A 25,096-nucleotide genomic window follows, 5' to 3' on the forward strand; every position below is an offset into this window, starting at 1 on the left:
TCTCAACAGGTCATTGCGGCTTGATGCCCAGCTTCTGCGTCACGTCCTGCCAGCGTTTGAACTCGGCTTGCAGGTAGCTTCTGAATTCGTCGGGTGAACTGCCTTCCACCATCACGTCGCGCGCTTCCATGGCAGTGCGCACTTCCGCGCTGGACAAGGCGGCCTTGGTGGCCCGGTACAGGCCATCGACGATTTCGGGTGGTGTGCCCTTGGGCAACAGCAGGCCGTACCAGGAGCCGCCGACGAGGTTCGGATAGCCGCCTTCCTTGGCGGTGGGAATCTCGGGCGCCCGATCCAGGCGCTTGTCGCTGAAGATCGCGAGCGCCTTCAGTTTGCCGTTCCGGATGAAGGGTAGCGTGGTGCCCGGCGTGTCCAGCGTGTACTGCACCTGGCCGGCCATGACGTCGTTGAGCAACGCCGCGCTGCCTCGGTAGGGCACGTTCGTGGTCTTGATCCCGGCATCCATGTTGAGCTGCTCGGAGAAGAAGAAGTTGGCGGTCATGATTCCCGGCGAGGCATAGTTGACCTCTCCGGGGCGGCTGCGCGCGTACGCCACGAGTTCAGGCAGCGTGTTGGGCGGGAACCCCGGATTCGCCACCAGGATGAAGGGACCGCCGCCGATGCGGGTGACCGGGATCAGGTCGTTCATGGGATCGTAGGGCAGGTCCTTGACCGTGAGCGGTGCGCCGGTCAGCGGCGAGGCCGTGGCGAACAGCACGGTGTAGCCGTCGGGCTCGGCCCGCACGACCTGCTGGGTCGCGATGGTGCCGCTGGCGCCGGCCCGGTTCTCGACCACGACGGGTTGCTTGAGTTCCTGGCCGAGTTGCTGCGCCAGCATGCGCGCCACCGTATCCGTGCCGCCGCCTGGCGGGTAGCCGACAATCAGGCGTATCGGCTTGGCGGGCCATGCTTCGGCCAGCGCCGCGCCCGGGTTTGCGGCGGCCAGCAGGCCGGCCAGGCCGCACAAGGCGGCGACGGCGCGGCGGCGCGAACGAAGCGTGGCGAGTGCTCGAATAATCATGGATACCTCCTGGATTCTTCTTGCTGGCCGATGCCCCAGCCGACCTCGGCCGTGATCGGATCATGCGCCGCCCCGAACTGAAACGGTCCGGCCGCGGCGGCGCAGCCGGACCGTGCCCGACTACTTGTTCGCGGCCAGCCCCAGCTTGCGGACGATCTCCGCTTCCAGCGTGTACTGCTGAGCGGCGTAGGCGGCGTAGTCCTTGCCGTCCATGTAGACCAGTTCCTGGCCGTACTGCGTCAGGATCTGTTTGAAGGCATCTGATTCGGCCACCTGCTTGAAGACGGCATGCAACCTGTAGACGACGGCGGGGGGCATGCCCTGGGGGCCGGCGATGCCGAAGGGCGCGTTGGCCGGCGGCGTGCCGTCCACTTCGTGCAGCGTGGGCGTGTCAGGATATTGGGCGCTGCGCTGGTCGCCCCAGGTGACCAGCATGCGCATCTTTCCCGACTGCACCAGCGGCTGCACGGTGGTCGAACCGGCGTACGCCGTTACCTGTCCGCCCATCACCGCGGTCAGCACTTCGGATTCGCCCTTGTAGGGAATGTGGCGCCACGTCACGCCGTTGCGTCCGGCGATGTCTTCCATCATCACGTTGGAGGCGCTGCCGACGCTGGCCGTGCCGTAGGTGACTTCATTTGGATGCTGTTTGGCATAGCTGATGAAATCGGCCCAGGTCTTGTAAGGGGAGGCGGCGGGCACCGCCACGCCCAGCGTATAGCCGCTGAGCATCATGACGTAGGTGAAGTCGCGCGTGGGGTCGTAGCCCATGTCCTGGATGTGGGGCATGCGATAGACCGGGCTGGGCAGGACGGCCAAGGTGTAGCCGTCGGGACGCGCAGTCTTGATCGCGCGCGCGCCCATGGTCGCGCCGGCGCCGCCCCGGTTTTCGATGACGATGGCCTGGCCCAGTTCAGGCGCGGCGAGCTCGGCGAACTTGCGGATCACGATGTCGGTGGAGCCGCCCGCCTGATAGGGCACGATGATGTGGACAGGCTGGGCGGGATAGGGGGCGGCAGCGGCTGCGGGCGCCGCGATGGCGGCGCTGGCAAGCGCGAGGGCGCGCGGCGTGCGGGCCGCGCAAGCCAGCGCGGCGGCGAAATAGCGGGGTAGGCGTGTGGTCAAGGTGGTCTCCATTCGATTCAGGCGGCGGCCCATGCCTGCGCGAATGCGCGCTGGAAGTTTCCGCCCAGCACGCCCAGGATCTGGCTGTCGGTCAGCCCGGCTTGGTGCAGCGCATGGGTAAAGGCGGGGAATTGCGCGGGCGTCGGCGTTTCGACGGGATAACGCGCTTCCATCACATCGCCAAAGGCATCCGAGAAGTCGCCGCCCGATTTGGCGTACTTGGTGCGCGACATCACCATCACGTGGCGCACGGCCTCGTAGGTGTCGACCGACGGGAAGTCGGTGCCGATCCCCACGTGCTCATAGCCGACCAGCTCGCCTATGTATTTCACGTTGGCGACGAAGTCCGACAGCAGGGGCTGCTGGCGTGGATCGCCGCGCCAGCTCAGATAGGCGTGGATGCTGCAGCCCACCACGCCGCCGGTTGCGGCGACCGCCTTGATGACCTCGTCCGACTTGTTGCGAGGGCGCGTGATCACGGCGTTGGCATTGGCATGCGTCAACAGCACGGGCTTGTTGCTGTGACGGGCGGCATCCAGGCAGGTCTGCGGCGCGCAATGGCTGAGGTCGATGGCGATGCCGACGCGGTTCATCTCCTCGACCATCTTCACGCCCAGTTCGCTGAGGCCGGCGTTGCGTTTTTCCAGGCAGCCGTCGCCGAGCAGATTGGCTTCGTTATAGGTCAGCTGGATGACGCGCATGCCCAATTCATGGAACAGGGCGACGCGGTCGATCTGCTCGCCCAAGGGCTTGCCGTTCTGCCAACCCATGATGAGTCCCAGCTTGCCGGTCTGCTTGGCGCGCGCGATGTCCTCGGCCTTTTCCACCAGCAGCCAGGGCGAGCCGGGCGCGGCGCAGCGTTGGCGCCAGGCCATGCAGTCGCGCAACGCCTGCTCGAAGTCCGCGCCCATGTCACTGATCGTGACGTTGATGGCGCTGACGCCGCCGGCCAGCATGTCGCGGGTGCTGCCGTCGCTGAAGAAGACCAGGCCGTCGACGACGGTGGCGCGGCGATGCAGATCGACGCTGTGGCTGTCCATGAAAGAATTCCCCTGTGTTGGTATGAGTGATCGAAGACGCGCGCCCGTCAGGTGCCGTAGCGGCCATAGCGGAACGGGTGCAGATCGATGGTCGGCGTCTGGCCCTGGATCAACTGCGCCATGGCCTCGCCCGCTGCCGGGCCGATGCCGAAACCGTGGCCCGAAAAGCCGGATGCAAGGAAGAGCCCGGGCAGGCCGGGGACCGCGTCCATCACGGGCATCGCGTCCGGCGTGACGTCGATGTAGCCCGCCCAGGACTGCGCGATGCGCGCTTCGCGGAAAGCGGGAAAGGCCTGGACCAGCCTGCGCCAGGCCTGCTCCACGCCGCGTCTGGACGGCGACGGATCCAGCACGCGATGCCGTTCGAAGGGCGATACGCGGTCGGCCGGAAAATGGCGCGGGATCTTCAGCTCTTCGAAGAAGCGCTTGCCGAAACGCAGGCGCACGAAGCTGCTGTTGGCCCGCCATGCATTGAAGAAATGAGGCATGAGGCGGAAGGTGTCGGGCACCATGTCGGCCATCGATGCGCCGAACTGCGATACCGAGTAGCCGCCGTCGGCGCGCTTGCGGCAGGTAAAGTCCTTGCCATTGATGGCAGCCAGCGGGCCGGTATCGAGCGGGGTCGTGCGCAGCACCGATCCGCGCACCTTCAATTGCGGGAAGTTGGCGCCCAGGTTGCCGCAGAACAGCCGCGACCAGGCGCCGGCCGCGACCAGTACCGCCTGGGCGGCGACGCGGCCGCGCTCGGTGAGCAGGGCGGATACGCGGCCCGCGCTGCGTTCCACGCCCCGCACGGCGCAGCCTTCCAGGACTTGCGCGCCCGCGGCGCGGGCCAGGGAAGCGATGCCTCGGGTCGCCAGCTGCGGTTCGGCGACGCCGTCCGTGGGGCTGTACATAGCGCCGGTCCAGGCGCGGCCGGTCGGCGGCAGCATTTTGCGCACCAGGCGGTTATCCAGCAGGCGGGCATCCACGCCATGGGCGCGCGCGCCGTCGATCCAGGCCTGATGGCCCGCAGCGTCCGCATCGTTTTCCTGCAGGTAGAACATGCCGCTACGGCGGAAACCCACGTCCACCCTGTCCTGGATTTCTTCCCATAGCTGGTTGGCGCGCTGGGCCAGGGGCACTTCAGGCAGGTCGCGCCCCAGCGTGCGCACCCAGCCCCAGTTGCGCGACGATTGCTCGCAGGCCAGCGCGCCTTTTTCGAACACGGCGACCCGCAGCCCGGCGCGCGCGAGCGCATAGGCAGTGCTGATGCCGATGATTCCGCCGCCAACGATGGCGACGTCGACGGCGGCCGGCAACGCCGAGTCCGAGGCGGCGGTCCCTGCCGCAACGCTTGCCGCGCGCGGGGCGGCGGCGTGTGCTGGGTCATGGGGTGGATATGCTTGCATGGCAGCCCGATTTGTTTAATTATCGCTATTCGATAATAATATACGTATACCGATAAATTGTTTGTTTTTATACTGCTGGCCGTGCCTGACCACAACGTAAGGGTTTCCCTAGGCCGGCTTGCTTTCCGGCTTTTTGCGGACAAAATTCCCTCCCCGCCCTACACACGGAATCCGTATGTCTGAACCCTCCGCCTTGATGATCCAGTCGCTGGAAAAAGGGCTGGCCGTGCTGGAGTCCTTCCGCGGCCATGTCTCCTTGAGCTTGCAGGAGATGGCCCGGGAGAACGGCATCACCATCGGCTCGGCGCAGCGCGTGGCTTACACGCTGGAGAAAACCGGCTACTTGTCCAAAGATCCGCGCAGCAAGCGCTACAGCATGACGGTCAAGGCTGTCGGGCTGGGCTACAGCTATCTCTACCGGCAGCCCCTGTTCCAGCATGCGCATGCGGTGCTGCACCAGGTCAACCAGGAGTGCGGGGAAATCGTCAACCTTGCCGTGCCCGATGGCGACAACATGGTGTTCGTCATGCGTGTCGCGCCGGCCAGGCATATTCCCGAATACCTGCCGGTAGGCACGCAGATACCGTGTGTGGCGACCGCGTCGGGGCGCGCGCTATGGGCGTTGCTGCCGCCCGACGAACTGGAACTCAAGTTGCGCAGCATCACCTGCGTCAAGCACACGCCGCGCACCACCACCGATATCGGCGAGCTGCGTGCCTTGATCGAAGAGGCCAGGCGCGACCAGTACGCCTACGCCGATGAAGAGTTCTACGCCGGGGACTTGAATGTGGCGGCGGTCATTCATGACGACAATGGCAATCCCCTGGGCGCGCTCAACATCTCCGTGCCCAAACCGCGCTGGTCGCTGGAGCGTGCGCGGCAGGAATTGGGGCCGCTGGTGATCAGGGCGGCACGAGCGATCAGCAAGCGCAGTTGATGCAGATCGGCCGCGCCAACCGCGGCGCGGCTAAGCGGCGTCCCAGCGGCTGGCCGAGAACTTTTCCGCCAGCATCAAGCCGCCGCGTCCCGTCGCCATTTCGGCGACGACTTCGCCCACCGCCGGCGCGATCTGAAAGCCGCCGCCCGAGAAGCCGAAGGCATGCAACAGGTGCGGCGTCCGCGGGCTGAAGCCGATGATGGGATTCTTGTCGGCGAAGTAGCCTTCGATGCCGGACCAGCAGCGGATCACGCTGGCGCAGGCCAGGGCGGGCAGAACGGACGGAGCGGTGCGGCCGAGTTCGGCGAGCGCTGCGCGCCCCGGGCGGCTGCGGTCTCCGGGCAGGGCTGCGCCGTAGCCGCCGCCCATGACGATGTTGCCGCGCGCGACCTGGCGGGCATAGAAGCCGCCGCCTTCGATACCCAGCGACACGCCGATCTGGGGCGTGAGCGGCTCGGTGACCAGCATGGTGGGATACTTGACCTGCAAGGGCAGGTCGTCGCCGAACCAGCGGGCCACCGCCGCGCCCCAGGCGCCCGCCGCATTGATGACCGTGGCGGCGCGTATGCGCCGGCCGTCGGCGGCGGTCAGCAGGAAGTCGCCGCCCAGGGTGTCGGCCTGCGTGATGGCGCAGTGTTCGAGCAGACTGGCGCCGGCGCGCGTGGCGGCATGGGCGAATGCGGGTGCGACCAGGCGCGGATTGGCCTGGCCGTCTTCCGGACATAGCGAGCCGCCGGCAATGCCGGAATCCAGCGCGGGAAAACGGCGGCGCAGCTCGGCTGCGTCGATGAGCTCCAGGCCCAGGTCGAAGTCGCTGACCTTGTCGCGGTAGGCGCGGAGCTTTTCCAGATCGGACTCGGATCGTGCCAGTTTCAGGTGGCCGCTGCGCACGTATTCGGCATCGGTGCCGATGAGTTCCGGCAGGCGCGACCAGATGCCGTGCGCACGCTGCGCCAGATAAAGCTGTTCGATCGAACGGCCCTGCCGGCGCACGCCGCCGAAGTTGACGCCGCTGGCGCGCGCGCCGCTTGCGCCGCCGTCGATCAGCGCCGTGGCGACGCCCATGCGGCGCAGCGCCAGGGCGGCACTGGCGCCCACCAGGCCGGCGCCGATGATGGCGACTTCCGTGTGCAGCAGGCTCATGGTTCCACCTTGCCCAGCATGGCCAGATTCAGGGGCTTGACCGGCGCCTGGCCCCGCAGGCGGCCTATGTCCGCCAAGGCCAGTCCACGGCAGTCGGCCAGCAGTTCGGCCGCACCCGCCTGGCACATGCGGCCCTGGCACAGTCCCATGCCGATGCGCGTCAGCGCTTTCAAGCGGTTGAGATCGTCGATGGCGTATTGCGTGGCCGCGGCGCGCAAGGTGCCGGCGCGCACTTCCTCGCAGCGGCAGACCATGACCGAGTCGTCGCAGGCTGCGCCCGCGCCGGGCAGGGGAAAGGCCCGGTCCAGGCCGCGCCGGAACCGCCCCCATCGGGCTTGGCGGCGGGCCAGCCACTGCACCCTGGCGGGGCTGACCGCGATGCCGCTGTCGGCCAGCATGGCCAGCGCGGCGCGTTCGCCCGCAAGCTCGGCCAGGACGGCGCCGCCTATGCCCGCGCCGTCGCCGGCCAGGTAGACGCCGGCCGTTGAACTGCGGCCGTCGGGATCGCGGCGCGGCAGCCAGGCGCGCTGGGCCGCATCGAAGCCGAAGCCGCAGTCCAGCAGGTCGGCCAGCTGGGTTTCCGCGCGCAGGCCATGGCCCACCGCCAGCGCGTCACAGGCAATGGAGCGATTTTTTCCGTCCAGGGCCGCGAGCACGCTCTGGATGCGGCTTGCGCCCTGCGCTGCGTCCAGCCGCGCGTCATGATGCACGGGCACGCCGTGGGCGCGCAGCCACCCCAGGTAGTACAGGCCCTTGGCCAGCATGCCTGGTTGGCTCAGCAGGGCCGGCGTGGCGCGGGCCTGTCCGCCCAGGGGCGCGCAATCCAGCACGGCCTGTACCTGGGCGCCGGCGCGCGCATACTGGTAGGCGACCAGATAGAGCAGGGGACCGGTGCCGGCGAACACGATGCGCGGCCCGAACGTGCAACCCTGGCTTTTCAGCGCGATCTGCGCGCCGCCCAGCGAGTAGACGCCGGGCAGGGTCCAGCCCGGGAAGGGCAGCACGCGGTCGGTGGCGCCGGTGGCGAGCAGCAGGCGGGAGTAAGGCAGGGTTTCCAGCTCGCCGTCGCGGATCAGGTCCAGGCTGCCCGGCGCGGCGTTCCACACCGCGCTTGCTGCACGGTAGTCGGCGCGGGCGGCAAGGTCCGCGCCCGCTGCGTGGATGGCTTGCGCACGCTTCCATTCGAAGCCATAGCGCTGCCGCGCGGTGCCGCGCGGCGTTGCGCCCTGGCGATAGATCTGGCCGCCGGGCAAGGCGGCTTCGTCCACGATCACAGGACGCACGCCGTGGCGCAGCAGCGTCTGCGCGGCGCGCACGCCCGCGGGGCCGGCGCCCACCACCACCATGCGCGGCGCGTTCTCGGCGCCGGGCGGATTCATCTGCATGAGAGTTCTCCGGGCTGGGCGCTGACCAGCTCCATGCCGTCTTCGGCCTGGGTGGAACAGGCGCGCAGGCGCGCGCCGTCCGCCGTCTGCACCCAGCAATCCTGGCAGGCGCCCATCAGGCAGAAGCCGGCGCGCGGCGCGCCTTCGCCCAGCGTGACGCGCAGTTGCTGCGCGGCCAGCAGCAGCGCCGTCAGCACGGTGTCGCCTTCATGGGCCTGCAGCGGCAGGCCGTTCCAGGTCAGGCGCAGCGGTGCCGACGTGGGCGCCGACACGCGGCGCAGCAGCGGCTTCATGCGGCGGTCTCCGCGCGGCGCAGCTGCGACAGGGTGCGGTCCGGCAGAATGATGTCGGCGTCGTAGCGCAGCTCCACGATGGCAGGCAAGCGATGCTCCCGCGCATATGCCAGTGCGGCGTCGTAAGCCGGCGCGAAGTCCTCCGTGCACTCGACCGCGGCGCCGTAGCCGCCGTAGCTTTGCGCCAACCGCGCGAAATCGGGGTTGACCAGATCCGTCGCCAGGGCGCGTCCAGGATAGGCGCGCTCCTGATGCAGGCGGATGGTGCCGAACAGGCCGTTGTTGAAGACCAGCACCACGATGCCCAGCCGGTACTGGACCGCGGTGGCCAGTTCCTGCATGGTCATTTGGAAACAGCCGTCGCCCGCGAAGCAGACCACGGCCGCCTCGCGGTCGCGCAGCTTGGCCGCGATGGCCGCGGGCAGGCCGTAGCCCATGGCGCCGACAGCGGGCGCGAGCTGGCTGCCCGGCCCCTTGAAGGCGATATGCCGGTGAGCGTAGAGCGCATAGTTGCCCGCGCCGACGGTGACGCACGAGCGCCGGGGCAAGGTGGCGGCGACGTGGCGCGCCGCCGCGTTCAGGTCCAGCGCGCCGGGCGTGGGCGGCAGCGCAGGCGCCGCGGCCACTGCGCCTGCGCCGCGGCGGCGAGGCTGCCAGCCCGGCGTCGGCGCCAGGCCGGCAACGGCCTGCGCGAAGCCGTCCACGCTTGCGATCATGCCCAGCGCCGGGGTGCACAACCGCCCGATTTCGTTGGCGTCCGGATGGATGTGGACCAGGGTCTGGCGCGGCGTGGGCGAGGCCAGCCATTCGTAGTTGATGGTCGTCGGCTCGCACAGGCGCGTGCCCAGCGCGATCACCAGGTCGCTGTCCATCACGGCGCGCTTCTGGTGGGCAGGCATGCTGGCGCTGACCTGGCCCACGAAGTTGGGATGGCCGTTGTCGAACAGTTCCAGGCGGCGCCAGGCGGTGGCCACGGGCAGGTCGAAGCGCAGCGCGAAGTCGCGCACGGCCTCGCGCGCGGCTGCTGACCAGCGCGACCCGCCCAGCAGCAGCAAGGGCCGCTCTGCCGCTTCCAGCAGTTCGCGCAGGCGCAGCATGTCGGCGTCGGCCGGACGGGCGCAGGGCGGCTGCGGCGCTGCCGCCAACGCCGCGTCGGCGAGGCTGGACAGCATGTCTTCGGGCAGGGAGAGGACCACGGGCCCTGGTCGGCCGCCCGTGGCGATCGCCCAGGCGCGCGCCAGGTATTCGGGGATGCGGTCGGCCCGCTCGATCTGCGCGACCCATTTCGCCAGCGGCGCGTACATGGCGCGGTAATCCACTTCCTGGAAGCACTGGCGGTCGGCGGTATCGCCGCCGACCTGGCCGATGAACAGGATCATGGGCGTGGAGTCTTCCTTTGCCGTGTGCACGCCGATTGCCGCATTGGTCGCGCCCGGACCGCGGGAGACGAAGCAGATGCCAGGCTGGCCGGTCAGCTTGCCGTGCGCCTCGGCCATGTAGGCGGCGCCGCCTTCCTGGCGGCAGACCACCGCTTCGATGGTGTCGCGCCGGGCGTAAAGCGCGTCGATGCAGGGCAGGAAACTCTCGCCCGGCACCATGAACACGCGCTCCACGCCATAGGCCTGCAACTGCGCGATCAGCAGTTCGCCGCCGCTGCGGGCGCCAGGGGCTGGCGCGTTCATGCCGCGTCTCCCTGCAGCGCAAGCGCGACACGTTCCGCGCCGTAATCGCGTTCGGCCGCGGCCCGGCTGACCTTGCCGCCCAGCACGTCGTTGCGGATGGCGGCCGCGCTACGGTCCGCGGGTGCGCCGTAGCCACCGCCTCCGGGCGTTTCCAGGCGCACGGACTGGCCGCCGGCCAAGAGGTGGCCGGCGATCTTGTTGGGCAGGCGCTGCTCGTCCGCGCGGCCGGGATTCTGCACCACGCGCGAGGTGCCTCCCGTCAGGCCGCCATTCAGGCCGGCGGCGCCGAACAGCGCGGCGTCGCAGCGTATGGTGCAGATCAATTGATCATGCAGCGAACGGATCTGGCGCGCGATGCCCATGCCGCCGCGGTGGCGGCCCGCGCCGCCGCTGTCGTTGACCAGCGCGTATTCCTCGACCAGCAGCGGATACTCGATCTCCAGCGCTTCCGCGGGCAGGTTGGAGGTATTGGTCACGTGCACCTGGATACCGTCCATGCCGTCGCCTTGCGCGCGTCCGCCCGCGCCGCCGCCCAGCGTTTCCAGGTAGACGAAGGTGCCCTTGCCGTCCTGCATGGGCACGGAGAACAGCATGGAGGGCATGACGTCGTTGCACGAGGCCATGGCGCGGTCGGGCGGCAGCAGCTGGCCCAGCGCGCCGATGACGGTGCCGGCTACCCGTTGCGCGGTGGTGACGCGCGCGCCCACCGCCGCCGGAAAGCGCGGGTTGGTGATCGTGCCTGCGGGAGCGGTGATGGTGATGGGCTGGAACAGGCCGTTGTTGGGCATGAGCTCCGGGTCGAGCATGGCTTTCACGGCGAAGTAGACGCTGGCGTTAAGCGCGCTGGCGGGCAGGTTGAAGGCGCCGCGCGCCTGCTTGCTGGTGCCCGTGAAATCCACGTGGAGCTGGCCGTCGCGCGCCTGCACGTGGGCCTGGATGGTGACCGGGTCGCCGCCCATGCCGTCGTCGTCCATGCGCTCGGTGAAGGTATAGGTGCCGGCGGGCAGTTGCGCGATGCGGTTGCGCAGGCGCCGTTCGGTGTACAGCATGATGCTGTCGATGGCGGACAGCACGGTCTCCAGGCCGGACTGCTGCACCAGTTCCAGCATCAGCCTGGCGCCCTTGTCGTTGGTGGCGATCTGGGCGCGGATGTCGTGCATCCGGTTGTCCGGTTCGCGCGTGTTGTGCGCGATCATCTCCAGCAGGTCCATGTCCAGCTCGCCCTCGCGCACGATGCGCATGGCCGGCAGCCGGATGCCTTCCTCCCACACCGTCTTCAGGTGGTGCGAGGTCGAACCGGGAACGGCGCCGCCCACGTCGGTATGGTGGCCGATGTTGGCCGCGAAGAAGCGCAGCAAGCCTTCGTGGAAGATGGGGGTGATGACGGTGATGTCGGGCGCATGCGTGCCGCCCGCCAGATAGGCGTCGTTGCACAGGAAGGCGTCGCCCGGGCGCACGCCGGCCGCGCCATAGCGCCGCAGCACGGCGTCTATGCCGCCGGACAGCGATCCCAGGTGCACCGGCACGTGGGCCGCCTGCGCCACCAGGCGGCCGGCAGCGTCGAACAGCGCCACGGAGCAATCCTTGCGTTCCTTGATGTTGGTGGAAAAGGACGAACGGATCAGCGTGTTGCCCATTTCTTCGGTGATGGACAGCAGGCGGTTGCTGAAGACCTCCATTTCGATGGGGTCGAAGGTGTCCGTGTCTGCAGCGGAAGTCGATCGGTTGGTCATGGCGTGCGCCTTAGCTGTTGAGGTTGACGACGAGGTTGCCGTATTCGTCGGCACACGCCTGCTGGCCCGGCAGCACGACAGTGGTCGAACTCATTTCCTCGATCACGGCTGGCCCTTCGATGGGGGTTCCCACCGGCAGCAGGGCGCGGCGCAGGATGGGCGTATCCACCCAGCCGTTTCCCTCGAAATACACATTGCGGCGTTCCTTGAGGGCGCCGGCCAGGCTGGAGCCGCCCGCTACCCGGGCCAGCGGCGCGCGCGGCACCAGGCCGGTGGCGCGCACGCGGCAATTGACGATCTCCACCGGACGGCCGGCGGCGTCGTAACCGTATTCGCGCACATGGGCCGCGCTGAAGGCCGCGACGAATTCGTCCAGCGGCATCAGCTTCATGCCGTCCAGCGGCACGGCGATCTCGAAGTTCTGGCCCTGATAGCGCGCGTCGATCACGGCGGAAAAACGTTGTTCCGAGTCGTTAACGCCTTCGCTGGATAGCCAGGTCCGCGCCTTGCCGGCCAGGGTCTCCAACGCCTGTTGCACGGCGGTCCAGCCGCCGGCCGTGGCGTGGGCCATCAGCGTCTGCACGAAGTCCATGGAGATGTCGGACAGCAGGATGCCGCGCGCACACATGGTGCCGGGCTCCTGCGGAATCAGCAGGGTGCCGATGCCGCAGTCCCGCGCCAGTTCGGCGGCGTGCAGACCGCCGGCGCCGCCGAAGGCGCACAGCGCGAACTTGCGGATGTCATGTCCGCGTTCGGTGGAGACCGCGCGCACCGCGCGCGCCATGTTGGAGTTCGCGATGCGCAGGATGCCGTAGGCGGCTTCCTCGATGCTCAACCCCAGCGGGCGGGCGATCTGCGCTTCCAGCGCCTCGCGCGCCTGGCGTGCATGCACGGCCATGCGGCCTTCCAGCAGCGCGACCGGGTTCAGGCGGCCCAGCACGACGTGGGCGTCGGTGATGGTCACGACCTGGCCGCCGCGGTTGTAGGCGATGGGGCCGGGCACCGCGCCCGCGCTCTGCGGGCCGACCTTCAGCGCGCCCGCGTCGTCGATGCGCGCGATGCTGCCGCCGCCCGCGCCGATGACGTGCACGTCCACCATCTGGGTCTTGACCGGATAGTCGGCCACCAGGCGGCTGGAGGTGAACAGCGGCCGCAGCTCGGCCACCAGCGACACGTCGGTGCTGGTGCCGCCCACATCGAAGGTGATCAGATTGGGCAGGCCGGCCACGCGGCCCAGCTCGGTTGCGCCGATCACGCCGGCGGCCGGGCCCGACACGCAGGTGCGCACGGGCGCCGTCAGCACGGACTCCACCGACATCAGGCCGCCGTTGGAGTGCACCGTGGTCGGCTCGGCCGCGACGCCCATGGCGCGCACCGAACTCACCAAGTTGCGCATGTAGCCGGCCATGCGCGGGCCGACATAGGCATTGAGCGCGGTGGTGGACATGCGTTCGTATTCGCGGAACTCCGGCAGGATCTCGCTGGACACGCTCAGGTACACGCCCGGCAGGTGTTCGGCCAGGATGTCGCGGGTGCGGCGTTCGTGCGCATCGTTGCGGTAGCTGTGCATGAAGCAGATGGCGACGGATTCGACGCGGGCCGCGGCCAGCTCGCACGCCGCGGCCACCACCTCGTCCTCGTCCAGCGCCTGCAGCACGGAACCGTCGGCGCCGATGCGCTCGGTCACTTCGAAACGCCACTCGCGCGGCGCTAGGGGCTGCGGCTTGGTCACGTTGTAGTCATACAGGTGAGGGCGCGTCTGCCGGCCGATTTCCAGCACGTCGCGAAAGCCGCGGGTGGTGACCAGCGCACAGCGCGAGCCCCTGCGCTCGATGACCATGTTGGTGGCCACGGTGGTGCCGTGCCCCACGTGCGCCAGTTCGGCGCCGCCGATCTCGTGTTCGCGTATCAGGTGGGCCAGGCCTGTCTGGATGGCCTCGGACGGATCGTGCGGTGTCGAAGGCACCTTGAAGTAATGCAGTTCACCGGTGTGCTCGGCGAGCAGGGTGAAATCGGTGAACGTGCCGCCTACGTCGAAGCCGACGCGAAAACGGCGGGCGCCCGGGGCGGATGCGGTCTGGGTCACGCTGGTCTCCAGGATGCTGGCGCGCAAGGCGCCGGGAGTGGGATGACCAGAATGCTATTGATGCACCATCATTCGGTCCAATCAAAGATTGGTATTAATGATTATCACTGGTGTGAATGATTTGCTAGTACGAATGCGACTCCGCCGGCGGAGCCTGGTCGAACACCATGCCCTGGGCCTGGCAAACCTTCAGGATCTCCTCGCGCAGCCAGCGATGCGCCGGGATGTTGTCCGAGCGTTCGTGCCAGATCAGGTTGACGGTGCGCTGGGCGAAGGGAAAGGGCGCCTCGACGGCTTCCAGCAGATGGCTGTAGGGACTGTTGCGCACGGTGTTCATGGGCACCACGCAGATCAGGTCGGTCTCGGCCAGCAGGCGCGGAGCCAGCGCGAACTGGTTGATGGTGAGCACGACATTGCGCTTGTAGCCGTGGGGCGCGAGTTCATGGTCGATCAAGGTGGGCGTGCCCAGCAGGCTGACCATCAGGTGCCGCGCGCGCAGGAAACTGTCCAGCGTGAAGCGCGGCTGCGCCAGCAGCGGGTGTCCCTTGCGCATGGCGCAGACGTAGGTCAGCGTTTCCAGGGGCAGGGTGCGCAGGGACGAGCCGAAGTTCGAATACACGCCGGCCGCCATGTCGACTTCGCCTTTCTCCAACAGCACGCCGGCGTTGTCCAGCGAGTAGGGATGCAGATGGATGCGGACGTTGGGCGCCACCGTCTGCTGCTCCACGAACAGCGGCCGGATGACCTGGTCCGCCACGTAGTCGGACATGGCCATGCGGAACACGGCCTCGGAGCGCGCCGGGTCGAAATCGTTGCGTTCCAGCGTGTCCGCGATGCGGGCCAGCGCGTCGCGGATCGGCGGCCACAGGAGTTCGGCGCGCTGCGTGGGCAGCACGCCGCCCTGGATCTTCACGAACAGCGGATCCTTCAGGGTCAGGCGCAGCCGGTTGATGGCATTGCTGACCGCGGGCTGCGTCATGTGCAGCGCCGAGGCCGCGCGCGTGACGTTGCGTTCGGTCATGACCGCATCGAAGATGCGCAACAGGTTCAGGTCCATCGAGGTCAGCATCGCAGTCTCAGATCATTATCAATGTTGGTGATAGAGATCTATTTTAATTGTTGATTAGCCATATAACACGGGAGCGCTTAATCTTCCCCGGGTGCAAGCGCAGTCGATACACCACAAGGGGAAGTCATTGATGGTCAAGCATCTGAAAACTCTGGCCGCTGCCTGTCTGGCGGCCGGGATCGCCGCGCCCGCGATGGCCGCGGACACCTATCCCAGCAAGCCGATCACGATCGTCCTGCCCTACGCGACGGGAGGATCCGCCGACATGATGGCGCGCCTCGCGGCGCAGGCCCTGCAGACCGAGCTGGGCAAGCCGGCCATCGTCGAGGCCAAACCGGGCGCGGGCGGCGTGCTGGGCACCGAGTTCGTCTCGCGCGCCGAGCCCGACGGCTACACGCTGGCGCTGACCGCCAGCGGCACCATGGCCGTCAACCCCTACGTCTACAAGCTGCGCTACCAGCCGCTGGAAGACTTCAAGCAGATCACGGTGCTGGTCGACCTGCCTTTCGTGGTGGTCACGAACAATGAATTCCCGGCCAAGAACCTCAAGGAATTCATCGACTACGGCCGCAAGAACCCGAACAAGATCACCTTCGGCAATGCCGGCCTGGGCACCCAGCAGCACCTGACCCAGCTCATGTTCGCGCGCGCCGCCGGCATGCAGGTCAACATCGTGCCCTACAAGGGCAGCAGCCCGGCCATGAACGACCTGCTGGGCGGCCACATCGACGCCGTGCTGGACAACACCGGCGTGCAGACGCCCTTCATCAAGGCGGGCAAGGTGCGGCCCTTGTTCGTCACCAACCCGGAACGCGTGGCGGCCTTGCCCGACGTGCCCACCGCGCCCGAAGCCGGCCTCCCCGGGTTCTCCGCGGTCGCCTGGTTCGGCCTGGCCGCGCCCAAGGGCACGCCGGACGAGATCGTCGACAAGATCCAGCAGGCCCTGGCGCGCGAGTTCGCCAAGCCGGAAATGAAGCAGCGCCTGCTGGACCTGGCGATGATTCCGCGCGTGTCCACGCCGGCCGAAACCACGGCGCGCGTGAAGAGCGACCTGGAGACCTTTGGCAAGATCGCCAAAGAGGTCGACCTGCAGCCGATGTGACGGCAATGCGCGCGGCGCCAGGCCGCGCGCTCGTCTCCTTTACTGCCTGCCGTTCTCGATCTCCAGCTGCTGCCGGTACTCCGCGCCCGTGCGCATCCGCACGTACTCCGCGTAGCGCTGGCGGTACTTGAGGCTGAACACGTCGGGCTCCTGCGATCCGCGGTACAGATCCTCCATGCCCGAGCGCTGCCACAGCTTCAGGTCGGCGCGCACTTCCGCGCGCGTCTTGGACGCGGTGGCCGGCAGGGACGGGGGGTAGTCCAGCTCGCCGTAGGTCACCAGGCCGGCGGCCTGGGCGCGTTGCAGTTCGTCGGCCACCTGCGCGCTGGTCTTGCCGGCTTGGGAGGGCGCGATGGCGGGCGGATAGTCCTGCTCGCCGTATGTGACCAGGCCGGCGTTCTTTGCCTGCTCGAGCTCGAGCCTGACCTGTTCGCGGGTCTTCGGCTCGGCCTGGACGGCCGGGGCCGCGGCGGCAACGGAAACGGCGAGGATCAACAGGGTCAGACGGTTCATGATTTCTCCATGGAACATAGTCCGGCAATCTCAACAATCTAGGGGAGGCAGATGGCCGCCCTGAGGCCGGAGCCCTCGAAAGCCGCGGTAGCGGCCGTTCTTCGAGGGGCATGGAGAAATTCTAGGGACTGGGCGCGGACAGAATCCGTACAGGCGGATTAGCTTTCTGTAATGTCGGCCGCCGCGATGCTGAAGCCTATGGTGGTGGTCCGGTTGGCCGACCTGGCGTAGCTGCGGCCGCCGTGCATGCGGGCGATGGCGGCGACGATGGCCAATCCCAGTCCATGATGGTTGGCATCGAACTCGCGCGAGGTGTCGCTGCGGTAGAAGCGGTAGAAAAGCCGCGGCAGGTGCTCTTGCGGTATGGGCTCGCCGGCGTTGCGCACCGAGATCAGGATTTCGCCAGCGTCGCCGTGGGAGATATCGACCTCGATCACGCTGCCCGGGGCGGCATAGCGCACCGCGTTCGAGACCAGGTTCGACACGGCCCGCTGGAACAGCGCGCGATCGACCTGGGCCGACGCATCGCCCAGCACGGCGATCTCGACCCCCGCGTCCAGGGCCTCGGCCTCGTGGTATTGCGTAACCTCCTGGACGATGGCGGCCAGGCTGGCCTGCCGGCTGCCTCTGGCCTGCGCGCCGCGGTCGGCCTGCGACAGGAACAGCATGTCGTTGACGATGCTGGAGAGGCGTTGCAGCTCCTCCAGGTTGGAGCCCAGCGTTTCGCGCAGGGCCTGCGGCGACGGGCGCGTGCTCAGCGCCAGCTCGGTTTCGCCGATCAGCGTCGCCAGCGGCGTGCGCATCTCATGGGCCACGTCGGCGTTGAAACCCTCCATCTGCACGTAGGCGCGCTCCAGCCGCTGCAGCACCGCGTTGAACTGGCGCACCAGGGGCCGGATCTCGCAGGGCTGGCCGCTTTCGTCGAGCCGTTCGCCGATGCGGTCCGGGGATAGCTGCGCCGCCTGCTTGCCCAGCGCGTCCAGCGGCGCCAGTCCTCTGCGCACCAGCAGGGTTCCGACCGCCGCCACGACGATGGCGCCGGCCAGGGCGCAGGCGAACAGGGTCCAGGCCAGCGCCTTGCGCAGGAGGATATCGCTGGAGATGTCCAGCACCAGTTCGGCGTTCATGGCGTCGCCGGGCGCGCCGGGGAAGGGCAGCGTGAAGGCGATGCGCCGTTCATGGTTGAAATCGTTGTCGCCGGCGATGGGACTGCCGTAGTAGACCTTTTCGCCGTCGATCTCCAGCACCAGCGAGAAGTCGGGGCGGCCGTAGAAGAAGTCGCTGAGTTTGTGGCGCAGGCGGGTGGAGTCCTGGCTGGCGGCGTTTTCCTCGACCAGGTGCCGCACGACCTCGACCTTCTGCTGCAGCAGGGCTTCCTGGCGGCTGGCCAGGTTCAGGTTGGTCGCGTAATAGACCGCCGCGCATACCAGGCCGAGCGCGATGAAGGTCTGGATCGCCAGCCAGCGCGACAGCCAGCGGTGCAGCGATTTGGGGCGCTGCCCGGGCATCAGTCGCTCCGCGGTTCCAGCACGTAGCCCATGCCGCGCACGGTATGCAGCAGCTTCTTGTCGAAGGGTTCGTCGACCTTGCCGCGCAGGCGGCGGATCGCCACCTCGACCACGTTCGTGTTGCTGTTGAAGTTGATGTCCCACACCTGTTCGGCCAGCTCCAGCCGCGACAGGACTTCGCCCTGCTTGCGCATCAGCAGCGCCAGCAGGGTGAACTCCTTGGCGGTCAGGTCCAGCCGCACGCCGTCGCGGCTGGCGCGCCGGCGCAGCAGGTCCAGTTCCAGGCCATCGATGCGCAGCACGTTCTGGGCCACGGTCTCGGTCTGGCCGTGGCCGCTGCGCCGGCCCAGCGCCAGCACGCGGGCCAGCAGTTCCGACAAGGCGAAAGGCTTGGCCAGGTAGTCGTCGGCGCCGTCTCGCAGGCCCTTGACGCGGTCTTCGAGCTTGTCGCGCGCCGTCAGCATCAGGACGGGGACGCGGCTGGTCTTGCGGATCTCGGCCAGCACCGCGAAGCCGTCCATGGCGGGCAGCATCACATCCAGCAGGACCAGGTCGTACTGGCTTTCACGGACCAGATGCAGTCCGGTGATGCCGTCCTGGGCCACGTCGACCACGTAGTTGTGTTCGGTCAGGGCTCGCCGCAAGTACTCGGCGAGTTTTTTTTCGTCTTCGATTACGAGTACTTTCATGTCAGCGGAAATAAAAAGAGTTCGCGGAAGTCCTCGGATCCTGCATCTATTCTAGGCGGAATCGCTGCGGGGAAAAAATACAAACAGGGCGGCCCAGCCGCCCTGTTCAGCGCCCGCAGGCACGCGGAGCGCATGCGCCATGGGCCCGGCGCTCAGCCCGGGGTGTAGATCTCGTCCAGCCGGGCGCGTTCGGCCGGCGTCATGGCCTCGAGTTCCGCCATCGCGTCGGCGCGGGTGCGGGAGGTGCCCTGCTTGACCCAGCCCGGCTTGGCGGCGTTCAGGTTGGTCAGGAACCACTGCTTCGGGTCGGACTTGGCCACGGCCAATTCGGTCTTCACTTCTTCGCGTGTCTTGCCGCCGGCGGCATGGTCCGGCGCGATGGCGTAGCCGATCTCCGTGTTGGTCTGATGCCAGGTGCTCGATGCGCTGGCGGCGAAGGGAAAGGCCAGCGCGGAACCCAGGGCAAGGGTGGCGGCAACGGTTTGGATCTTCATGGATATCTCCCAGGTTGAGCGCGGCGCCGGTCGCGGTCTTGCGTCGGCGCATACACGCTGTTTGTGTCGTGACGGTGACACTCTACGGACCCCTGTCCGTCAATTCACGGACACCCTGATTACGTTTTCGTAAGGCCTGCGAACCTTACGGAAATGTCATTTTTCTGTCGGTCGATTGACGCGCCCGCCTGGATACATTGCCGGCTCGCCCCTTTCCTGGTTGAACCATGCATGTACCCGCTATGCCGCTGATCCTGGCGGCCCTGATGATCGCCGTGTCTGCCCCTGCGTCCGCCCAGGACGCGGGCGCGGCCCGAAATCCCGTACCCATGGAGCAGAGCCAGAACGGCGCTGTGCTGACGCTGGAGCGCGCCCTGGCCGCGGCGCTGGAACGCAATCCCGGATTTGCCGCGGCGAAGAACGAGGCAGCGGCGAGCGAGGGCTTGCTCACGCAGGCGGGCGTGCTGCCCAATCCCTCCATCGACGTGAGCGTGGACGATACGAAATCGGCCACGCGCACCACCACCGCCATGTTGAACGTGCCGTTGGAGACCGGCGGCAAGCGCTCCGCCCGGGTCAAGGCGGCGGGGCTGTCCAGGGACCTGGCGCGCCAGGGCGTGGCGGACACGCGGGCCGGCTTGCGGGCGGCGGTCATCGCGGCCTACTTCGATGTGGCGGTGGGGCAGGAATCCGTGCGCGTGGCGCGCGGCACCGTGGATATCGCTGGCGGCGCCTTGCGGCTGGCCGAGAGGCGAGTGGCCGCCGGCAAGGCGCCGCCGCTGGAAGGCAGCAAGGCTCAGGTCGCGCTGGCCAACGCGCGCATCGAGGCGCGCGCGGCCGAGGCCGCGCTACTGGGGGCGCGCCGCAAGCTCGGCCTGCTCTGGGGCGAGGCCGAGCCCGGCTTCGCCAGCGTGGGCGCAGACCTGAACGCGCTGCCCGACCGGGCATCGATAGACGAACTGCGCGCGGGCCTGGCCGCATCGCCCAGGATGCAGGGCGGCAAGCTTGCCGTCGACCTGGGGCAGGCGCAGCTGGAAGTCGAGAAAAGCAAGCGCTATCCGGACATCACGCTGAGTGCCGGCGTGGCCCGCGACAACGAAGCGGGCCGCAACAAGGCCCAGCTCGGCGTGTCCATCCCCTTGCCGGTCTTCGACCGCAACCAGGGCAATGTCTACGCCGCCACCATGCAGGCCTACAAGGCGCAGGACCAGTACCGCGCGCTGGAGTCCGGCCTGATGGGGGAACTGCTGCAGGCCGTGACCCGATTCGATCTGGCGGTGGGCTCCGCGCGCGAGTACCGGACCGCGGTGCTGCCGGGCGCCACCCAAGCCTATGACGCCGCGCGCAAGGGCTTCGAAGCGGGGAAGTTCGGCTTCCTGGAAGTGCTGGACGCGCAGCGCACCCTATCCGACGGAAACATCGCCTACCTGACGGTGCTGGCATCCGTGTACCAGGCATCCGCGGATATCGACCGCATTCTCGGACGTTGAAACGAGCATAAGAAATGGCAAAACACAAAAACAAGCAACACCCCATGATGTGGACCGCGGCTGGCCTGTGCGCGGCGCTGCTGCTGGCGCCCCTGTATCCGGCGCAGGCGGCGGGCGAGGCGGAGCACGGGCATGCCGAGACGGAACAGGGCGCGGAGGCGTCGAAGGAGCAGGAGAAAATCACGCTGACGCCCGAGCAGATCGCGGTGGCCGGCATCAAGTCCGAGGTTGCCGCGCCTGCCGCGCTGGCGACCTCGGCGCAGTTCCCGGGCGAGATCAAGTTCAATGCGGACCGGACCGCGCACGTGGTGCCGCGCATGGCCGGCGTGGTGCAGAGCGTGTCGGCGGACCTGGGCCAGCAGGTCAAGAAGGGCGAGCTGCTGGCCGTCTTGTCCAGCTCCGCGCTGTCCGAGCTGCGCAGCGAATGGCTGGCGGCGGCCAAGCGGCGCGACCTGGCCGCCCAGACCCACAGGCGCGAACTGCGCCTGTGGCAGGAAAAGGTATCCGCCGAACAGGACTACCAGGCGGCCCGCACCGCGTTGCAGGAGGCCGATATCGCCGTGCAGAACGCGGAGCAGAAATTGCGCACCGTGGGCGCCGAGCCGCGCTCCAAGGACCTGGGCAGCCTGGAGATCCGCGCGCCCTTCGACGGCGTGGTGGTGGAAAAGCATATCGCGCTGGGCGAAGCCTTGCCCGACAACGCCAGCATCTTTACCTTGTCGGATCTGCGCACCGTCTGGGCCGAATTCGTGATCGCGCCCAAGGACCTGCAGGACGTGCGCGTGGGCGAAGCGGCCAGCGTGAGTTCGGCCGCCTTCGCCGGCAAGGCGGAAGGCACGGTCTCGTACATCGGCTCGCTGCTGGGGCAGCAGACGCGCACGGCCACCGCGCGCGTCACGCTGGAGAACCCGGACATGGCCTGGCGCCCCGGGCTTTTCGTTTCCGTGGACGTGGTGACCCGGATGTCGGACGCCGCGGTGACGGTGGCGGCCGACGCGGTCCAGACCGTCGACAACGAGCCCACCGTGTTCGTGGAGGTGCCGGGGGGCTTCCTGGTGCAGCCGGTGAAGCTGGGCCGGGCTTCGGACGACCGGGTCGAGGTGCTGTCGGGCCTCGCTCCCGGCACGCGCTATGCGGTCGAGAATACCTTCGTCCTCAAGTCGGAGCTGGGCAAGGCCGGCGCCGAGCACGCGCACTAAGGCGGAGCGGAACATGTTTGAACGCCTGATCCGTTTCGCCATCGAACAGCGCTGGCTGGTGCTGTTCGTCACCCTGGGCATGGCCGCCATCGGGGTCTACAACTACTCCCGGCTCGCCATCGACGCGGTGCCGGACATCACCAATGTCCAGGTCCAGATCAACGCCGGCGCGCCGGGCTATTCGCCGCTGGAGACCGAGCAGCGCGTGACGTACCCGATAGAGACGGTGATGGCCGGGCTGCCTGGACTGCAGCAGACGCGTTCGGTGTCGCGCTATGGCCTGTCGCAGGTGACGGTCATCTTCAAGGACGGCACCGACATCTATTTCGCCCGCCAGCTGGTGAACCAGCGCCTGCAGGAAGCGAAGGAAAACCTGCCCGAGGGCGTGACGCCCATGATGGGGCCGATATCCTCGGGCCTGGGCGAAATCTACCTATGGACAGTGGAGGCGCGGGACGACGCCAGGAAGCCGGACGGCACGTCCTATACCCCCATGGACCTGCGCGAGATCCAGGACTGGATCATCAAGCCGCAGCTGCGCAACATTCCCGGCGTCACCGAGATCAACGCCATCGGCGGCTATGCCAAGGAATACCAGGTGGCGCCCAGCACCGAGAAGCTGGCCTCCTATGGATTGGCGCTGACCGACATCATGGCCGCGCTGGGCAGGAACAACGCCAACATCGGCGCGGGCTACATCGAACGCAAGGGCGAGCAGTACCTGATCCGGGCGCCCGGGCAGGTCAGGTCCATGGACGACATCCGCGATGTGGTGCTGGCAACCGTGGAGGGCCAGGCGATCCGGATACGCGACGTGGCCGAGGTGTCCATCGGGCGTGAGCTGCGCACGGGGGCTGCCACCAGCAACGGCGAGGAAGTGGTGCTGGGCACGGTGTTCATGCTGATAGGCGAGAACAGCCGCGCGGTGTCGCAGGCGGTGTCGGTCAAGCTGGAGGCCATCAACAAATCGCTGCCGGCGGGCGTGCAGGCGGTGACGGTCTACGACCGCACCAACCTGATCGACAAGGCCATCGCCACGGTCAAGAAGAACCTGCTGGAAGGCGCGGCGCTGGTCATCGTCATCCTGTTCGTGTTCCTGGGGAACATCCGCGCGGCGCTGATCACGGCGATGATCATCCCGCTGTCCATGCTGTTCACCTTCACCGGCATGGTGAGCTACAAGGTCAGCGCCAACCTGATGAGCCTGGGCGCGCTGGACTTCGGCATCATCGTCGACGGCGCGGTGGTCATCGTGGAGAACTGCGTACGGCGCCTGAGCCACGCGCGGGCGCACCATGGCAGGCCGCTCACACGCAGCGAACGCTTCCACGAGGTGTTCGCGGCCGCGCGCGAGGCCCGCAGACCGCTGCTGTTCGGCCAGCTGATCATCATGGTCGTGTACCTGCCGATCTTCGCCCTGAGCGGGGTGGAAGGGCGCATGTTCCATCCCATGGCGCTGACCGTGGTGCTGGCGCTGCTGGGAGCGATGATCCTGTCCGTGACCTTCGTGCCCGCCGCCGTGGCGCTGTTCATGGGGAACAATGTCTCCGAGAAAGAGAACCGCCTGATGGCCTGGGCCAAGCGCCGCTACGAACCCTTGCTCGAAGTCGCGCTGCGCCGCACGCCGCTGATCCTGGCTGGCGCCACCGTCTTCGTGGTGTTGAGCGGGGTGCTGGCGGCGCGTATGGGCAGCGAGTTCATTCCCAACCTGAACGAAGGCGACATGGCGATCCAGGCATTGCGGATCCCGGGCACCAGCCTGACGCAATCGGTCGAGATGCAGAAGCAGCTGGAAACCCGGTTGAAGCAGAAGTTCCCGGAGATCGAGCGCGTGTTCGCCCGCACCGGCACGGCCGAAATCGCGTCCGACGCCATGCCGCCCAGCATCTCCGACGGCTACATCATGCTCAAGCCGATCGACCAGTGGCCCAGCCCCAAGAAGACCCGCGCCGAGCTGCTGGCGGCGATCCAGGAGGAAGCCAACCAGGTTCCCGGCAACAACTATGAGTTCTCCCAACCCATCCAGTTGCGTTTCAACGAGCTGATCTCGGGCGTGCGCAGCGATGTGGCGGTGAAGGTATTCGGTGACGACAACGACGTGTTGAACCGCACGGCCGCCGAGATTGCCGAAGTCTTGCAGACGATACCGGGCGCCTCGGAAGTGAAGGTCGAGCAGACCACCGGCCTGCCCATGCTCACGGTCAACATCGACCGCGCCCGCGCCGCGCGCTATGGGCTGAGCATGGCGGACGTGCAGGACACCCTGGCCATCGCCGTGGGCGGCCGCGAAGCGGGGACCTTCTTCCAGGGCGACCGGCGCTTCGACATTGTGGTGCGTCTGCCCGAGGCCGTGCGCGAGAACTTGTCCGCGCTGAAGAAGCTGCCCATCGCCCTGCCCAAACAGGAAGGGCAGGCGCAGGCGGCCTACATCCCGCTGAGCGAAGTCGCCACCTTCGATCTGGCGCCGGGGCCCAACCAGATCTCGCGCGAGGACGGCAAGCGCCGCATCGTGGTCAGCGCCAACGTGCGCGGCCGCGACCTGGGCACGTTCGTGTCCGAGGCCACCGCCGCCATCGGGGAAAAGGTGCAGGTTCCCGCAGGCTACTGGACCTCCTGGGGCGGCACCTTCGAGCAGTTGCAATCCGCCGCCAAGCGCTTGCAGATCGTGGTGCCGGCGGCCTTGCTGCTGGTGTTCGCGCTGCTGTTCGCGATGTTCGGCAACGTCAAGGACGGACTGCTGGTGTTCACCGGCATTCCCTTTGCGCTCACGGGCGGCGTGATCGCCTTGTGGATGCGCGGCATACCCCTGTCCATTACCGCGGCGGTGGGCTTCATCGCGCTGTGCGGGGTGGCGGTATTGAATGGCCTGGTCATGCTGTCGTTCATCAGCGGCCTGCGCGAAGAGGGCAAGTCCGTGGCCGAGGCCGTGCGGACAGGGGCGCTGACGCGGCTGCGTCCGGTGCTGATGACGGCGCTGGTGGCCTCGCTGGGCTTCGTGCCGATGGCGATCGCCACCGGCACGGGCGCCGAGGTGCAGCGCCCGCTGGCCACCGTGGTGATCGGCGGCATCATTTCTTCCACCATCCTCACGCTGCTGGTGCTGCCAGCCCTTTACCGCCTGGCGCACAGGAATGACGACGCCGACGAGCTTGAACTGTCGAAACCGGCACCTGCCCGGGACTAGGCCCGATAGAGA

General features: G+C 67.9%; 20 protein-coding genes. 5 read left to right on the forward strand and 15 right to left on the reverse strand.

From position 1 onward, the window contains the following. Positions 1-10: 10 nt before the first annotated feature. The 4 genes from FOC84_RS22460 to FOC84_RS22475 all read right to left on the reverse strand — a co-directional run bounded on the left by FOC84_RS22460 (position 11) and on the right by FOC84_RS22475 (position 4,577). Complete coding sequence (locus FOC84_RS22460) at positions 11-1,021, reverse strand: Bug family tripartite tricarboxylate transporter substrate binding protein (RefSeq protein WP_173146380.1); 1,011 nt, start codon at positions 1,019-1,021, stop codon at positions 11-13. Positions 1,022-1,141: 120 nt separating this feature from the next. Next, a complete protein-coding gene (locus FOC84_RS22465; protein WP_254241744.1) occupies positions 1,142-2,146 on the reverse strand; it encodes a tripartite tricarboxylate transporter substrate binding protein in 1,005 nt (334 codons plus the stop codon). A 17-nt stretch (positions 2,147-2,163) separates the two neighbouring features. Further along, positions 2,164-3,186 (reverse strand): dipeptidase, encoded by a 1,023-nt coding sequence (locus FOC84_RS22470; protein ID WP_173146382.1) that lies wholly within the window; start codon positions 3,184-3,186, stop codon positions 2,164-2,166. Between the two features lie 47 nt (positions 3,187-3,233). Further along, positions 3,234-4,577 carry an NAD(P)/FAD-dependent oxidoreductase gene (locus tag FOC84_RS22475; protein WP_254241745.1) on the reverse strand — a complete coding sequence of 448 codons (1,344 nt, stop codon included), beginning with the start codon at positions 4,575-4,577 and terminating at the stop codon, positions 3,234-3,236. Positions 4,578-4,752: 175 nt separating this feature from the next. Between FOC84_RS22475 and FOC84_RS22480 the strand changes: the two genes are divergently transcribed. Next, the gene (locus tag FOC84_RS22480) at positions 4,753-5,514 is read left to right on the forward strand and encodes an IclR family transcriptional regulator (protein WP_254241746.1); all 762 of its coding nucleotides are present in this window, start codon (positions 4,753-4,755) and stop codon (positions 5,512-5,514) included. Positions 5,515-5,544: 30 nt separating this feature from the next. On the opposite strand, the gene FOC84_RS22485 is transcribed toward FOC84_RS22480, so the two are convergent. The 7 genes from FOC84_RS22485 to FOC84_RS22515 all read right to left on the reverse strand — a co-directional run bounded on the left by FOC84_RS22485 (position 5,545) and on the right by FOC84_RS22515 (position 14,905). Next, the gene (locus FOC84_RS22485) at positions 5,545-6,657 is read right to left on the reverse strand and encodes an NAD(P)/FAD-dependent oxidoreductase (RefSeq protein ID WP_173146383.1); all 1,113 of its coding nucleotides are present in this window, start codon (positions 6,655-6,657) and stop codon (positions 5,545-5,547) included. Then, the gene (locus FOC84_RS22490) at positions 6,654-8,042 is read right to left on the reverse strand and encodes an NAD(P)/FAD-dependent oxidoreductase (protein WP_173146384.1); all 1,389 of its coding nucleotides are present in this window, start codon (positions 8,040-8,042) and stop codon (positions 6,654-6,656) included. The genes FOC84_RS22485 and FOC84_RS22490 overlap by 4 nt, the downstream gene beginning before the upstream one ends. Next, positions 8,033-8,335 carry a (2Fe-2S)-binding protein gene (locus tag FOC84_RS22495; protein ID WP_173146385.1) on the reverse strand — a complete coding sequence of 101 codons (303 nt, stop codon included), beginning with the start codon at positions 8,333-8,335 and terminating at the stop codon, positions 8,033-8,035. Before FOC84_RS22495 ends, FOC84_RS22490 begins: the two co-directional genes overlap by 10 nt. Next, entirely contained in the window at positions 8,332-10,017 is a 1,686-nt protein-coding gene (locus tag FOC84_RS22500; RefSeq protein ID WP_173146386.1) for a thiamine pyrophosphate-dependent enzyme, read from the reverse strand. The genes FOC84_RS22495 and FOC84_RS22500 overlap by 4 nt, the downstream gene beginning before the upstream one ends. Beyond that, entirely contained in the window at positions 10,014-11,750 is a 1,737-nt protein-coding gene (locus tag FOC84_RS22505) for a hydantoinase B/oxoprolinase family protein (RefSeq protein ID WP_173146387.1), read from the reverse strand. The genes FOC84_RS22500 and FOC84_RS22505 overlap by 4 nt, the downstream gene beginning before the upstream one ends. A 10-nt stretch (positions 11,751-11,760) precedes the next feature. After that, a complete protein-coding gene (locus FOC84_RS22510) occupies positions 11,761-13,836 on the reverse strand; it encodes a hydantoinase/oxoprolinase family protein (RefSeq protein WP_173146388.1) in 2,076 nt (691 codons plus the stop codon). 124 nt (positions 13,837-13,960) lie between these two features. Beyond that, the gene (locus FOC84_RS22515) at positions 13,961-14,905 is read right to left on the reverse strand and encodes a LysR family transcriptional regulator (protein ID WP_173146389.1); all 945 of its coding nucleotides are present in this window, start codon (positions 14,903-14,905) and stop codon (positions 13,961-13,963) included. A 130-nt stretch (positions 14,906-15,035) separates the two neighbouring features. Between FOC84_RS22515 and FOC84_RS22520 the strand changes: the two genes are divergently transcribed. Continuing rightward, positions 15,036-16,007 (forward strand): Bug family tripartite tricarboxylate transporter substrate binding protein, encoded by a 972-nt coding sequence (locus FOC84_RS22520; protein ID WP_173146390.1) that lies wholly within the window; start codon positions 15,036-15,038, stop codon positions 16,005-16,007. Positions 16,008-16,046: 39 nt separating this feature from the next. Here the strand turns inward: FOC84_RS22520 and FOC84_RS22525 are convergent, their stop codons facing one another. The 4 genes from FOC84_RS22525 to FOC84_RS22540 all read right to left on the reverse strand — a co-directional run bounded on the left by FOC84_RS22525 (position 16,047) and on the right by FOC84_RS22540 (position 19,211). After that, positions 16,047-16,520, reverse strand: a complete 474-nt coding sequence (locus FOC84_RS22525) for a DUF4148 domain-containing protein (protein WP_173146391.1) — start codon at positions 16,518-16,520, stop codon at positions 16,047-16,049. 158 nt (positions 16,521-16,678) lie between these two features. Next, positions 16,679-18,028: a heavy metal sensor histidine kinase gene (locus tag FOC84_RS22530; protein WP_173146392.1), complete on the reverse strand. Its 1,350-nt coding sequence runs from the start codon at positions 18,026-18,028 to the stop codon at positions 16,679-16,681. After that, positions 18,028-18,717: a heavy metal response regulator transcription factor gene (locus FOC84_RS22535; RefSeq protein WP_173146393.1), complete on the reverse strand. Its 690-nt coding sequence runs from the start codon at positions 18,715-18,717 to the stop codon at positions 18,028-18,030. The genes FOC84_RS22530 and FOC84_RS22535 overlap by 1 nt, the downstream gene beginning before the upstream one ends. 152 nt (positions 18,718-18,869) lie before the next feature. Next, on the reverse strand, positions 18,870-19,211 hold the full coding sequence (locus FOC84_RS22540) for a DUF4148 domain-containing protein (protein ID WP_173146394.1): 342 nt from the start codon (positions 19,209-19,211) through the stop codon (positions 18,870-18,872). A 227-nt stretch (positions 19,212-19,438) separates the two neighbouring features. Here FOC84_RS22540 and FOC84_RS22545 point away from each other — a divergent pair, with 227 nt between their 5' ends. From FOC84_RS22545 to FOC84_RS22555, 3 genes are read left to right on the forward strand one after another with little or no spacing between them, the layout of a single operon-like run. After that, positions 19,439-20,701, forward strand: a complete 1,263-nt coding sequence (locus FOC84_RS22545; RefSeq protein ID WP_173146395.1) for a TolC family protein — start codon at positions 19,439-19,441, stop codon at positions 20,699-20,701. 14 nt (positions 20,702-20,715) lie between these two features. Beyond that, complete coding sequence (locus FOC84_RS22550; protein WP_173146396.1) at positions 20,716-21,900, forward strand: efflux RND transporter periplasmic adaptor subunit; 1,185 nt, start codon at positions 20,716-20,718, stop codon at positions 21,898-21,900. A 13-nt stretch (positions 21,901-21,913) separates the two neighbouring features. Beyond that, positions 21,914-25,084, forward strand: coding sequence for a CusA/CzcA family heavy metal efflux RND transporter (locus tag FOC84_RS22555; protein WP_173146397.1), 3,171 nt, complete (start codon positions 21,914-21,916; stop codon positions 25,082-25,084). The last annotated feature ends 12 nt before the right edge of the window (positions 25,085-25,096 follow it).

Origin of the sequence: Achromobacter pestifer (assembly GCF_013267355.1) — a bacterium.
GTDB classification, from domain to species: Bacteria; Pseudomonadota; Gammaproteobacteria; order Burkholderiales; family Burkholderiaceae_B; genus Achromobacter; species Achromobacter pestifer_A.